This is a genomic window from Helicobacter sp. TUL, assembly GCF_002287135.1.
Lineage (GTDB): Bacteria > Campylobacterota > Campylobacteria > Campylobacterales > Helicobacteraceae > Helicobacter_F.
Genome location: NZ_NESU01000016.1, coordinates 18,439 through 31,855 on the forward strand (window position 1 = coordinate 18,439; position 13,417 = coordinate 31,855).

A 13,417-nucleotide genomic window follows, 5' to 3' on the forward strand; every position below is an offset into this window, starting at 1 on the left:
TTATATTAGAATCGTAAAATGTAAGCCAAAGAAAGGTTTTGTGTTGTGATATCAGTAGCTATTGGCGCACTAGGACTATCAGGTGTTTCATAATTGCGCTTTAGGTGCGTGTAGCTTAGGCGGAAAAATTGGAATTGATCAAGTTGGAATATCGCATACACATCATGCACATCACCGCGAGTATTGCGGATATTGAGAGGATCGTTGGCACTTACGCGTGAGAATCCATACCAGTTTTTGCTTCCATGGAAGTATTCATAACCAAGTTTGAAATGACTACCAAAGTCATAGCGTGCACCCACATGCAAGGCATATGATGAAGCAGGATCAAAAATTCCACTTCCGTGTGTTGAGGTAGATGCTCCGAGGAAATTTTCCCTTCTTGTTGCATTAGCCCAGCTAAAAGAAGCAAACCAGTTAAAGCCTGAACCAAGGAGATTGTAGCTCTCTAAGTGGAGGTTTGTATAAGCAATATCTCCAAGATTGGTACTATCAGAGGCAGGAAGTTGTCCTACAAGCATGTTTCCTCCTGGTTGAGCTTGCAATCCAGCACTTAATGCCGCTGTTGGTAGTGAGTAGTTAGACACATAGGCATAAGAAAGCATTGCCAAGCTTTTTCCTGCAGATTTTGGCAAAAATGGTGTTTCAAATGTAGCAAACATAAGATTCATATCTGCTTGAGAGTAAGCGCCATTTTCGCTAAAGATACTACCAGCACCAGAATTTTCTGTCTTATAGAGTGGTTGATAGACTTTGGCAAATCCCACACGCAAAGCCGCATCAGTATATGGTTTAAATGTTATCACGCCACCATCACCCAATGCGTTTGCAAGCAATGCAGGGTAAGTAGACATACGCGCAGCACCATTGCGGAGGTTATATCCCGGACCTTCTGTGCCAGGTAGTCTTCCTACAGTAAGCGCCCAGTAGTTACCCAAAAATAAATCCACATACGCACGCTCTACATACACAGCTGAGCCTCCACCTACACCTTTACCAGCGTCAATTGGGATAATGCTTGAACTCGCAGGCATCCAAGATTGATCACCAAATGCTTTTGTCATCGCCAAACGACCAGTAAATTTTGCATATTTTGTGATATCAGCATTCATATTGAGATACAATCCCATAAGCCATTTGTTGGCTTGTGTGCTTGAGTTGCCATTGTTATTGACAAAAAAGTTATTCATTGAAGTGTTGAAGTCTAGACCAAATTTTACTTTATTTAGCGTAGCTTGCAACTCGTTGTAATCCACTCTGTCTGACAACTCATCTATTTGTTGTTGGAGAGATTTTTCTGCCGCAACAATGGGAGAGAGTGCTAACATAGAGGCGAGAAGTATTCCTTTTGTTTTCATTCAAAAACTCCTTAAATGTTGTGTAATATCATTTGTTTGTTTGTAAGAATTTGGTATATCAAATTAAGACAAAACAAAACGCCAAATTTTAGCTTCTATGACTTATAAAAAGTTTAAAAAGAAAAGTTTTTGTTATAGTTTTGTCATATTGTAGTAAAGTTATGATATAGGTGGCGTTTGTGAGAGGGAAGTTTAGGAGAAATACTCCAAGCACTTGATTACCCCAAGACTAATAGCCACACCCACAATAACACATAGGCTTAGGCGACGCGGATAAAAATAAGGATCTAGCATTTTTCTAGCGGTGCGATACCCTGCAAGCAAGCCTCCTGTGAATCCTGCACCCGGAAAGCCAAAAACCGATGCAAAATAGAGGTTTTTGATACTTTTGGATTTGAAGCGACCTCTGCCCCAAAAGCCTTCTAAGTCTTGATCCCACCCATATGGTGTGCCTTTTTGTGTCCTAATATAGCGCTCTATGGTTTTTGGTGTAGCAAATTCAGAATGCACACAAAAACTCATAATGCCTGGGAAAAATTTTTCTAGCTTTGCTTCATAGCTTTGTTGTATGCGTTGTTTTTTGGCTTTGTATTCTTCTTTGTCAAGCCCTTCCCATTCATCATAAGTGCCTAAGGTTGTGATAACCCCAAGGTATCTATCTTGGCGATCGCTTAGTCCGCTATCAATTTTGGAGTAATTGACAAACACAAAACTACGATCTTCTGGCGCTATCTTTAAGAGATCTTCGTGTGCTTTATCAAATGGTAAATCAAAATATTCTTTATCCACGCAAAAAGTCGAGTAATCCATATCAGGAAATTTTTCACTTAGATTGGTATCAAACACCATATACACAGATACTAAAGATGTTTTGGTAGTAAGATTTTTGGTGAGGTTGAGATCTTTTGTGATATTAATATGTTTTTGTGGTGTAGTGGGGGATTGGGTAGAGCTGTGATTTAGATCTAAAAGTGTTTCATACACATTGCGTGGATCGCAGTTTGCCACGATATTTTTTCCAAACACTTCTTTTGTTTGCTTGGCTTTTGTATCCATATATGCGACGCCTATAGCTTTGTCTTCATCAAGTAGGATTTTGGTAACATCACATCTTGTATGCACTTCTCCGCCATTTTCTCTAATAATCTCTGCAAGAGCGTCAGAGAGTGCTTGTGATCCTCCTTTGATATAAATGCCTTGATTGTAGTAGTTAGTTTGTGCGATAGCGTGGTAATTCCAATTAAACTTCCAAGCATTGTAGTGATAATACACCATATTGATATTAAGGATTCTTTTGAGTTGAGAATCTTGTATCATAGAATCTAGCATATTTCCTACTTTTCGTTGCCTAAACGCACTTATGGCAAAAAATGAAAGCGTATGAAAGGGGGCAAAGAAAAATTCCCAAAAGTTCATATCAAAAGGGAATTTATAGTTGAGCTTTGCTTGAAAATATATTTTTTTGAAATATTGTGTAATGCCCTTTTTTTCGTGTGGGAAATATGCGATTAAGGCTTCTTTTGTGGTTTTGTGCGGAATGAAAAAATCCTGCATATTTTGGCTTGTATGAGAGGCTTTAGAATCTAGCACCCTTATTGTCCAAGCACTAGGCAAAGGCACGATAGTGATTTTATCCAGAAGTCCTAGTTTTTTAAAGATGATATGTTTCATATCTGTTTTTTTTGTGCCAAGATCCATTTCGTGAAGTCCAGCATCCACAAGCATTCCCTTGCGTTTAAAACAAGTCGCACACCCACCAATTAAATCGTGCTGCTCTAGCACTAAGACTTTTTTGCCAGATTTTGCTAACATAGCTCCGCAAGTAAGACCGCCAAGTCCTGATCCAATGATAATAGCGTCATAATTTTGTGTATTCATACATTACTCCATAGTTGTGTCAAGATTTGCTGTATCAAGCCTTTTGTCTTCAAAACGCATAGCTTGTGCTTGGGTGAGTTTTTTCCATTCAAAAGTAGGACCAAAGAAAGTATCTACTTTGATTGAGAGAGTGTCATTTGCGTATGTGGCTTTGATAGGGTAGGTAGCACCTCTATCAAAACTATATATCTTGCCCACACAAGTTGTATCTGATTGGCATTTCATCTCTACAAAGACTGATCCACGAATGGGGCGCTTTTGTAGGGATTTATTAGGATTTTTGGAATCTACATCGGTGTTTATGCTTCCGTCGTTGTTTGCAAAACCAACGGCATATAATTTGGCATTTTTTTCAAAAATTTCTACGATACTTTCTTTGCCCTTGTCATTTTTGGGAAGCAGATAGATACCATTTATCGCGGCATTCATACTTGCAAAACTCACGATACATAGGGCTATAAGTTTTTTCATCACAAACCTTTTAGTAAATTTGGGTTGGGATTATAGCACACAACAATCTATTAATGCTTAAATATTGAAAATACATAAGGTAGGTTAGGAGAGTGGATATTCTGCTATGTAGGTTGTGAAGCAAACCTACAACATAGCAGAATCTAAGGGGAGGGTTATTCTACTTCGGCATCGATGACATCATCATCTTTGTTTTGTTTGCCTGCATTTTGCGCTCCACCTTGCGCTTGGTTTTGCGCAGCTTGTGCGAGAGATTGTGCTTTTTGGCTAAGATTTTGTATCTTAGATTCTATTTCTTCTTTGCTCACACTTTCATTTTTGAGCGCATCTTCAAGCTCTTTTAGCGCAGATTCTATGTTGGCGACTTCTGTAGAATCTATCTTGTCTTTGTTTTCATCAAGCATTTTTCTTGTTTGATATACAAGGCTATCGGCTTGATTTCTAAGCTCAATAAGCTCTTTTTTCTTTGCGTCTTCTTCTTTGTGAAGTTCTGCATCTTTTACCATTTTTTCAATTTCAGAATCTGAAAGCCCACTTGAGCCACTAATTTTAATCTCTTGGGATTTGCCTGTGGTTTTGTCTTTGGCGCTTACGGTTAAGATTCCATTTGCGTCAATATCAAATGTAACTTCAATTTGTGGCACACCTCGAGGCGCTGCAGGGATACCTGTAAGATCAAATCGTCCAAGTGATTTGTTATCGCGCGCTAACTCACGCTCACCTTGCAACACATTGATAGACACAGCGGGTTGGTTATCTTCATATGTAGAAAACACTTGTGTTTTTTTCGTAGGGATTGTTACCCCGCGTTCTACGATTTTTGTAGCGATACCACCAGCAGTTTCAATTCCTAGACTTAAAGGTGTTACATCAAGCAACAAGACATCTTTTACATCACCTTTTAGCACACCACCTTGAATCGCTGCACCCACTGCCACAACTTCATCTGGATTCACAGATTTATTGAGATCTTTACCGATAAATTCTTTTACGCGCTCTTGCACTTTTGGGATACGAGTTGAACCTCCCACCATCACGACTTCATTAATATCGCTTTTGCTAAGTCCAGCGTCTTTGATCACAAAATCAATTTTTGCGATTGTTTCATCGATAAGATCTTCAATGAGACTTTCAAATTTAGCGCGAGTGAGTTTTTTTACCAAATGTTTAGGACCACTTGCATCAGCGGTAATAAATGGTAAGTTTAATTCTGTCTCTTGTGCGCTACTAAGTTCTTTTTTGGCAGTTTCTGCTGCGTCTTTTAGGCGTTGGAGTGCCATTACATCATTTTTTATGTCAATGCCACTTTCATCTTGGAATTCTTTGGCTGCCCAATCGATGATTCTATTATCAAAGTCATCACCACCCAAGAATGCATCACCACCTGTAGCAAGGACCTCAACAACATTATCTCCTGTTTCTAGCACGGTAACATCAAATGTCCCCCCACCCAAATCATATACCATAATTTTTTCAGATTCTTTTTTGTCAAGTCCATAAGCAAGTGCCGCAGAAGTTGGCTCATTGATGATACGCAATACATTTAATCCCGCAATAGTTCCTGCTTCTTTGGTAGCCTTGCGTTGTGAATCATTAAAGTATGCAGGCACGGTGATTACGGCTTCTGTTACGCTTTCACCTAGATAGCTTTCTGCATCTTCTTTGATTTTCATCAAGATTTTTGCTGAAATTTCTTGTGGTGTATAGATTTTGTCGGCTATTTCCACAGCACACGCACCATTTCTATCAATGATTTTGTATGGAAGGCGTTTTTCTGCCTCTTTGGCTTTGTCTTCATTAAACATTAGCCCCATAATGCGTTTGATAGAATAGATTGTTTTTTGTGGGTTGGTAACAGCTTGTCTTTTTGCTGGTTCACCCACCAAAATTTCGCCTTTGTCGGTAAAAGCCACGATTGAAGGTGTAGTGTTTTTTCCTTCTTTGTTTGCGATAACTTTTGCCTCATTGCCTTCATACACTGCCATTGCAGAGTTTGTTGTTCCTAAGTCAATACCAATTACTTTTGCCATAATGTATCCTTTGTGTTAAATTTAGTCGTTTTTTACAATGCTAACCATTGCTGGACGCAAAACACGCCCTTTGTATGTGTAACCGCCTTGCAAAACTTGTGCGATTTCCCCATTTTGTTTGGTGGAATCTGGCACTTGCATTAAGCATTCGTGCAAGTTTGGATCAAACTCTCCATCGGTTTGTATATGTTCGATTCCATGTTTGCCCAATGCCTTATAAAAACTCTCTAGCGTGAGTTCTAATCCCTGCACAATCGCTTCTCCTCCTTGCGTTGCTTGCGCTGATTCTAAAGCCTTTTGCAAGGTATCAAGCACAGGGAGTAGATCTATACCAAAGCGTTCGTTTGCGTATTCGAGGCTTTGGTATTTTTCACGCTCTAGGCGTTTTTTGGTATTTTCAAAATCCGCAAATGCCCGCACATATTGATCTTTGAGCTCATCATATTTGGCTTGCAGATCTTGAGATTGTTGTGCGTCTTCTTCTTGCACTAGATCTTGTTCTTGTGTTTGTTCAAGATCTTTGGGTATCTCATTTTCTGGTGTTTGTTCTTGCATACAACCTCCTTTGTTAGATTTAACTTGCGAGTTGGTTATAAAAACTCACATAATCCCTATCGATCTTGCCACATACAAGGATTTGCCCACTTTGCCCTTGAGCTGTGTGAAATTCTTGCACAATGCCAAGATAATTTTTAGGTAAAAAGTCCTCAAAATAGATTCCATTTTGAAGTTTGTCAAAACAATATCCATTTATAATGTCTAAAAATACCTCCTCGTTTGAAGTTGAAGCTAACATTTCGTATATAGCACTCACACAAAAGCGTTTTACTTCGCTTTCTTGTGCGTTATGTAGTGCATCTAGCAATTCTTTTGCACGCACTTGGTAGGCGATTTTTACAATATCTGCAACATCAAGATTTTTGAGCTCATGCAAAAATCGCTCAAGTGAGGCATTGTATGCAAGAATTGCATATCCTCTCTCAAGTTTTAGCGCTAAAAAATCATTATGGATATTAATGATGTCTTGTAGCGCATTTTTTGTGTATATATGCACAATACAACAAATATCATGCGCATAGCTGCTTTGCTTGATAATTTGGATATTTTCCACCATACACGGGCTTTTTGGGTCAATGGATTTCACCCAATGGTTTTTAAGCGCAGCATATGTAGGAATACGTCCACTACTGCTATGTGTTTGCGTAAGCCAACCCTCCTGCACAAGTGTTTTAAAATGATTGCGAATAGTCGCTGATGAAAACTCCACACTGCAAGAGGCTTTGAGAGATTCTGAACCGATAGGCTCTTTGGACTTGAGATATTGTGTGATGACTTGCTCAAGCAATATATCTTTTTTGGAACTCATCGCCTCTCCTTTCTGTAAGCCTAATATCAAGCTTGATAACTAAGCCTCTTTTTAAGTATTGTGAAATTTTCTGGCGGTATTATACTGAAATTTTTAGCAATTTGGTAAATGAATTGCTAAATTTTACTAAAGTTTAGTCTATTTATATAAAGATAATTAAGTATATTTATTTATAAAATATGTGTCTTATTATATAAGATTATAGAATCTTAGCATTATACAATGCCTAATATCCTAAAATGTAGCCATAAATACACACATCTCGTGCTATAATACGCACTTATGAATATACACACAAGAGACATTAATCAAGAAGTTACGCGCCAGATTCTAGGCGTATCCGCAACAATGTTTAGCAAGGGCTTTTTTGGGATTTTTTATGGATCGCTATCAGCGCGAATCTCCAAAGATCGCTTTCTTATCAACAAAAGCCAAGCAACTCTTGACAAGCTTACGCCAGAAAATTTGATTTTGCTTGATAATACGCACGATTATCGTTGGAATGAAGCGAGTAAAGACTCGCATATTCATGCAAATATTTATACAAATTTTAGTGAGGCAAAATTTGTCAGCTACACAATGCCTCCATACATCACAGCCTTTTCCCTCAAAAATGCCACTTTTGCTCCAAAAGATTATTTTGGTTGCGTGTATCTTGGGGAAAACATACCTATTGTTGATCCTAAGGATTTTGAGACTTGGTATGAGCGTGCAGATACGGATATTGTGCGACATTTTAAGCAAAGTCAGCAGGATTTTATTATTGTGCGTGGATATGGTGTGTATGTGTATGGCAGGGATATAGAAGAGATTGCTAAAAAAATTGACATTATAGAGCAAAGCGCAAAGATTCTCGCACTAAGCCAAGGTCTAATGCTTAATCTCCAAGATCATACATATTATGGGATTTAATATTGATACTCTAAAAGCAGTTGTGGTATAGGGTTTGCTTTTATCGTGTGCATTTATAAAGTTTAGTAAAATAGAGGTTGTTAGGTGATTTGGAAATTTTTATGTGTTGTGTTTTTGTGTGTGGCGTCTTTGGGAGCTTTGGAGAATGAAAAGCCTGTGCTTAATGGATCGGCATGGGATTTGTATTTGCTAAATTATAATGGTGAGATTCTTAGCACATCGCATGTAGCCCAAAAAGCGACATTACACTTTCAAGCCAAAAAAGATTTTGGCGGTAGTAGCGGGTGTAATACATTTTTTGGTAGCTATAAAGATTCTCAACAAACCTTGCAATTTTCCAATGTGGGGGTGACTAAAAAAATGTGTGATGAAAAAAGTATGAGTATAGAATCTGCACTTCTTATGCTTTTTAGAGATGGTGGGGTATCCTATACACTATATAATGATGAGCTTGTGTTGGAGCGAGATCTCACAAAGGCAGTTTTTAAAAGAACACATTAAGAGCAATTACTGCCCTATAATGTGAAGTGTGAGATTTGCGCTTAAGCCATTTCCTAGTTTTATTTCTATATCAAAATCTCCGGTGTGCTTTATGGATTCGTGTAAGATAATCCATTTTTTATCGATAGGTGCTTTGATATGTTCATTAATCGCGTGCGCAATCTCATCTTTGGTAACTGCTCCAAAAAGCGCATTATTTGCACCCACTTTTTTAGCAATGGTAATTTCTAAAGATTCTAAGCTTTGTGCGAGTTGTTTTTGCTCTGCTAACTCGAGGGCTTTGTTTTGTGCGATTTGTTTTTGTTGGGCTTTGTAGCGGTTGATGACTTCATTTGTAGCGAGTTTTGCCTTGCCTTTGGCGATAAGGAAATTTTGCCCATAGCCATCTTTGACTTCACAAATATCCCCAGCTTTGCCTAGCCCTTGCACATTTTCTATGAGTAGGACTTTCATATTCTCTCCTTAGTTGGTTATAATGTCAGGGATTATACTACAAAGGCGATGTGTTGCAAATAAAAATCACAAAAGGCACCAAAAGAGTGAATCTGCGTTTGATAGATTCACAGACTTTGCATGTGAGTGTCCCAAGCTATTATGGACAAAAAGATTGTGATATGCTGCTTAGGCGTTATCGTGAGTGGATAGATTCTAATAGCGAGTATTTACGCGCCAAAGAAGCCAAGGAAGCACAGGAATTGCACGATAGAGATGGAGAGATTTTGTATTTTGGCGAGTGGCTATCTATGAGTAAGCTTGCCAAAGAACATAATGTGCGTAATATCAATGATATGTATGCAGAATTAGAGGCATTATTGCGGCATTTTTGCGCATCATGGGCAGAGCAGATGCAAGTCTCTTATACAAGCATACAACTTAGCAAGGCACAGAGTTTTTTTGGAATCTGCACATTTGATAATCGTCTGCGTTTTTCGCGTATGCTTGTTTTTGCACCAAAAGAATGTATTATGTATGTGGTGATTCACGAGCTTGCACACATTCGCTACAAAAACCACTCTAAGGCATTTTGGGCGTTTGTGGAGAGATTTTGTGTAGAATATAAACAATATCGTGCATTGTTGCGACACAATGCGTGGTTATATAAAGCGCTTTTGCGACGCCATAGCACATGTCTTGATTTTGCAATCTAAGCTTTTAGGTGCTTTTATAGCAAAGCACGATATAATGCCAAAAACCTAATATTTAAAGGATAGATATGAATCTCCTTCATAGTATCAATGATTTTAATGAAGCAAAACAAGTGATTGTAGGTGGTGTGAATTCTCCTGTGCGTGCTTTTGGATCTGTGGGTGGTGTGCCGAGATTTATCCAAAATGCCAAAGGTGCGTATATTTATGATGTAGATGGAAATGCCTATATTGATTATGTGCAGAGTTGGGGACCGCTTATTTTTGGGCATTGTGATAGTGATATAGAATCTAGTGTGTTGCGAAGTGTCAAAAATGGGTTGAGTTTTGGTGCGCCAACGGAATTAGAAACGACTTTGGCAAAAGAGATTATTGGCACATATGATGGTATCCAAAAAGTGCGATTAGTGAATTCTGGGACCGAGGCAACAATGAGTGCTATTAGGGTAGCAAGGGCATATAGTGGCAAAGATGATTTGATAAAGTTTGATGGTTGCTATCATGGACATAGCGATAGTTTGCTTGTGAGTGCGGGAAGTGGTTGCGCTACATTTGGTGCGCCAAGCTCACCGGGTGTGCCAAAAGATTTGAGCAAACACACACTAGTAGCGCGCTATAATGATATAGATTCTGTGCGTGCGTGTTTTGAAGAAAGCAAGACTAAGGGAAGTGGTGTTGGTTGTGTCATTATAGAACCTATTGCAGGGAATATGGGGCTAGTTCCTGCGGATAAGGAATTTTTACACCAATTGCGTGAGCTTTGTGATACATATGGTGCTGTGCTTATTTTTGATGAGGTGATGAGTGGATTTAGGGCAAGTTTGCGTGGAAGTTTGGCATACTGCGATGTGTTGCCAGATATGGCGACTTTTGGCAAGGTTATAGGCGGTGGTATGCCTTTGGCTGCGTTTGGGGGCAGAGATGAGATTATGGATTTGCTCTCCCCTGTAGGTAGTGTGTATCAAGCAGGGACGCTAAGTGGTAATCCTATAGCCGTGAGTGCGGGACTTACTTCGTTGTTAAAATTAAAAAGCAATCCAGATATTTTTGAGGCACTCTCACAAAAGGCAAAAACTCTTACACAAGGGCTTCAAGATGCTGCAAAAAGCGTGGGAATCCCATTGCAAATATGCCACAGAGGCTCGATGTTTGGCTTTTTCTTTAATGACAAAGCTGTGCGAAATTTTGATGATGCAAGAGAGAGTGATACTACAATGTTTGCAAAGTTTCATCAAAAAATGCTTGAAAAAGGCGTGTATTTTGCGTGTTCGCAGTTTGAAACTGGTTTTATCTGCACAAGTATAGGTGATAAAGAGATTTCAGATACCCTAGATCGTGCAAAAGAGAGTTTTGAAGAGATTGTAAACGATCTGTAGGTTTGGATTATGGCAAAAGATAACATCTCACAAGATACTTTTATGACAGAATCTCCAAGCACTGCAGAAAAAACGCAATCTGCAGAATCTCTAGATTCAAGCAAAGCTAAACCCCCGAGATTCCAAAAGGTTGTAGAGGGTGCGTATGATTTAAGTCTAGGCATTTCTATTATCGTAGCGGTAGCTATAGGCTATGGCATAGGCTATGGATTGCAAAAACTTACAGGTATTTCTTGGCTTTTGTGGCTTGGGATTGGTTGGGGCGTGGCTGCGGCTTTTTTAAATATCTATAAGGCATACAAGCGACATAAAAAAGAGCTTGATGAACTTGCTAAAAATCCGCGCTATAATGCTCATAAGTATTTGCAAGATTCACAAGATACAGATGATGAGGATGATCCCTATGATCGTTAAGGGTGTGAGGGTTATTGTTTGGTTTGTGTTGCTTGGAGTGTGTGGTATGGGCGTGTCGTTGGTATTTGGCATAGGATATGGCATAAGTTTTATCCTTGGATATATGGCATTTGGGGTGATTATGAGCGGATCATTTTTGCATATAAGGCGCCAACTTATTGCGACACAAAGAGAGCATACACAACAGAATCTAGAGTCTAAAAATGATGAGGATGTAGCACAAGAGCAAAAAACCTCTTTTACTTCACGCTTTGTGGTTGGCACAAAACTTAGTTTTTCGTTAATGCGGATTGTGGGATATGTGTTGCTTTTGGCAGGAATTGGTGGGCTTTTGTATTATGATATGTTAATGCCAACGACTCTATTTGCAGGGATTAGCCTTGCGGTAGTGTATGTGGTGGGTATGGGTGTTTATACACTCCAAAGTGCTAAAACCTCATAAACTAAAAGGCTTTGCACTCTTGGCGCATACGCGCAAAGTATTGCTGTGCTTTGTGTGTGTTGGTTGGGTTTTGCGTGATAAGAAGTGTTTCATAATTATATGAAAATGCATTTTTACTCCAGTTTGCAGATCCCAAGATAAGCGTTGTATCATCAATAATCGCCATTTTTTGGTGCATGATTCCAGTATAATTTGCTGCCTTTTTCCCTTCAAGTGTGCAAACTTCGATATTCTTGTATTTAGCAAGGTAACCAATACTAGAGGCGTCATTTTTGGTATTTGCGCTTTTGTCATAAATGATTGTGATTGCAACGCCTTTTTGTGCGGCATCACGCAAGGCTTTGGCAATTTCTCTATTAGTGAAACTATAAATTGCGATATTGATACTTGTTGTTGCATTTTTGATGTGTGCTAGGAGATCATGAAGTGCTTGTGTGTTTTCATATGGCATAAAATAGAGGCTTTCTGTCGCTACATTTGCTTGTCCATAGCCTAGCGCAAAACAACACACTATACACAAAAAATATTTTTTTCCCCACATTTTATGTCCTTTCTCATTATGGTTTGGCTATAATACTAAAACTATCCAAACTGCAAGGCGTGAGATGAAGATACTTTTTATTAACACAAACCAAATTGTTCAAAAGCTTGTCGAAGTGACTGCGCAAAAGGCAAATGTCGAGCTTCAAACCGTGAGCGATCCAAGTCAAGTAGGTGATATAGATCAGTATGATTATATTATTGTTGATGATGGTTGCTACAATATGGATAAGGCAGCGTATGATGCGCTTATTAGTGGCAGACGCGCGTGTCTTATTTATTCTAAACACGAGGAAATGAGCAAGGGCTTTAGTGAATACATAAAAAAACCTTTTATCCCCACGCATATTCTTGAGATTATGGTCGCCCAAATTGCCAAGGTGCAAACCAAGGAAGCATTTTCACAAAATCCAGATTCTCCAGCAAATCCATCGAGTTTGCAAGGAGATTCACAAGAGGATCTTGCTACAAATACAGATGATAATAGCCTGCAGTCCTCACCACTAGAGCATCTTAAAGCCCTCTCTGAAGAATACCACCTCACAGATGAAGAATCTAACGCAATAATATCCGAGGATACAGAGCAAACCTCCGCGCTCACAGAGATTGGCAAAGATGATATTTTGGGAGATCTTAATTTAGATGACATTGATTTAGGTGATGTGGGCTTAGAAGACATAAGTTTAGATGAAGCAGATTCTAAGTCTCCTACACAAGAAACCAAATCTACAGAAAATACAATAGATGAAGACACACAAACACAATCTACAGACACAGAGCTTACAGAGGCTATAGATTCACAAGCACTAGATTCTACAGCCTTAGACATAGAATCTACAGATTCACAACCAACACAAGAATCAAAAGATAACGACATAGAATCTATAGAATCTACACAATCTCAAGATGAGAATATACAAGATGAGAATCTAGCGCTTGATACACAAGATATAGATTTAGGCGATGTGGATTTGGAAAATGCGG

The 13,417-nt window shown here is 38.9% G+C and carries 14 protein-coding genes and 1 pseudogene; 7 read left to right on the top strand and 8 right to left on the bottom strand.

Annotation, left to right across the window (positions count from 1 at the left end):
* Positions 1-5: 5 nt before the first annotated feature.
* From B9T66_RS07455 to B9T66_RS07480, 6 genes are all read right to left on the bottom strand, one after another.
* Positions 6-1,358, bottom strand: a complete 1,353-nt coding sequence (locus tag B9T66_RS07455; protein WP_095628352.1) for a DUF3373 family protein — start codon at positions 1,356-1,358, stop codon at positions 6-8.
* A 192-nt stretch (positions 1,359-1,550) separates the two neighbouring features.
* Positions 1,551-3,236 (bottom strand): phytoene desaturase family protein, encoded by a 1,686-nt coding sequence (locus B9T66_RS07460; RefSeq protein WP_095628353.1) that lies wholly within the window; start codon positions 3,234-3,236, stop codon positions 1,551-1,553.
* 3 nt (positions 3,237-3,239) lie between these two features.
* Positions 3,240-3,707: a DUF2147 domain-containing protein gene (locus B9T66_RS07465; protein WP_095628354.1), complete on the bottom strand. Its 468-nt coding sequence runs from the start codon at positions 3,705-3,707 to the stop codon at positions 3,240-3,242.
* Between the two features lie 155 nt (positions 3,708-3,862).
* Positions 3,863-5,737, bottom strand: a complete 1,875-nt coding sequence (dnaK, locus tag B9T66_RS07470) for a molecular chaperone DnaK (protein ID WP_095628355.1) — start codon at positions 5,735-5,737, stop codon at positions 3,863-3,865.
* A gap of 21 nt (positions 5,738-5,758) precedes the next feature.
* Positions 5,759-6,292: a nucleotide exchange factor GrpE gene (gene grpE / locus B9T66_RS07475; protein WP_095628356.1), complete on the bottom strand. Its 534-nt coding sequence runs from the start codon at positions 6,290-6,292 to the stop codon at positions 5,759-5,761.
* 19 nt (positions 6,293-6,311) lie between these two features.
* Complete coding sequence (locus tag B9T66_RS07480; protein WP_095628357.1) at positions 6,312-7,103, bottom strand: HrcA family transcriptional regulator; 792 nt, start codon at positions 7,101-7,103, stop codon at positions 6,312-6,314.
* Between the two features lie 282 nt (positions 7,104-7,385).
* Between B9T66_RS07480 and B9T66_RS07485 the strand changes: the two genes are divergently transcribed.
* A complete protein-coding gene (locus B9T66_RS07485) occupies positions 7,386-8,015 on the top strand; it encodes a class II aldolase and adducin N-terminal domain-containing protein (protein ID WP_095628358.1) in 630 nt (209 codons plus the stop codon).
* Between the two features lie 84 nt (positions 8,016-8,099).
* Positions 8,100-8,516, top strand: a complete 417-nt coding sequence (locus tag B9T66_RS07490) for an META domain-containing protein (protein ID WP_095628359.1) — start codon at positions 8,100-8,102, stop codon at positions 8,514-8,516.
* Positions 8,517-8,522: 6 nt separating this feature from the next.
* Here the strand turns inward: B9T66_RS07490 and rplI are convergent, their stop codons facing one another.
* On the bottom strand, positions 8,523-8,969 hold the full coding sequence (gene rplI, locus B9T66_RS07495; RefSeq protein WP_095628360.1) for a 50S ribosomal protein L9: 447 nt from the start codon (positions 8,967-8,969) through the stop codon (positions 8,523-8,525).
* A gap of 53 nt (positions 8,970-9,022) precedes the next feature.
* Here rplI and B9T66_RS07500 point away from each other — a divergent pair, with 53 nt between their 5' ends.
* The 4 genes from B9T66_RS07500 to B9T66_RS07515 all read left to right on the top strand — a co-directional run bounded on the left by B9T66_RS07500 (position 9,023) and on the right by B9T66_RS07515 (position 11,893).
* Complete coding sequence (locus B9T66_RS07500) at positions 9,023-9,664, top strand: M48 family metallopeptidase (RefSeq protein WP_095628361.1); 642 nt, start codon at positions 9,023-9,025, stop codon at positions 9,662-9,664.
* 65 nt (positions 9,665-9,729) lie between these two features.
* Positions 9,730-11,037 carry a glutamate-1-semialdehyde 2,1-aminomutase gene (gene hemL, locus B9T66_RS07505; protein ID WP_095628362.1) on the top strand — a complete coding sequence of 436 codons (1,308 nt, stop codon included), beginning with the start codon at positions 9,730-9,732 and terminating at the stop codon, positions 11,035-11,037.
* Between the two features lie 9 nt (positions 11,038-11,046).
* Positions 11,047-11,451, top strand: a complete 405-nt coding sequence (locus B9T66_RS07510; protein WP_308201232.1) for an AtpZ/AtpI family protein — start codon at positions 11,047-11,049, stop codon at positions 11,449-11,451.
* Positions 11,441-11,893 (top strand): hypothetical protein, encoded by a 453-nt coding sequence (locus tag B9T66_RS07515; RefSeq protein ID WP_095628363.1) that lies wholly within the window; start codon positions 11,441-11,443, stop codon positions 11,891-11,893. The genes B9T66_RS07510 and B9T66_RS07515 overlap by 11 nt, the downstream gene beginning before the upstream one ends.
* 1 nt (position 11,894) lies before the next feature.
* Here the strand turns inward: B9T66_RS07515 and B9T66_RS07520 are convergent, their stop codons facing one another.
* Positions 11,895-12,434, bottom strand: a complete 540-nt coding sequence (locus B9T66_RS07520; protein ID WP_095628364.1) for a phospholipase D-like domain-containing protein — start codon at positions 12,432-12,434, stop codon at positions 11,895-11,897.
* Between the two features lie 64 nt (positions 12,435-12,498).
* On the opposite strand from B9T66_RS07520, the pseudogene B9T66_RS07525 reads away from it, so the two are divergent.
* Positions 12,499-13,417, top strand: a pseudogene (locus B9T66_RS07525) (hypothetical protein); the annotation flags it as partial.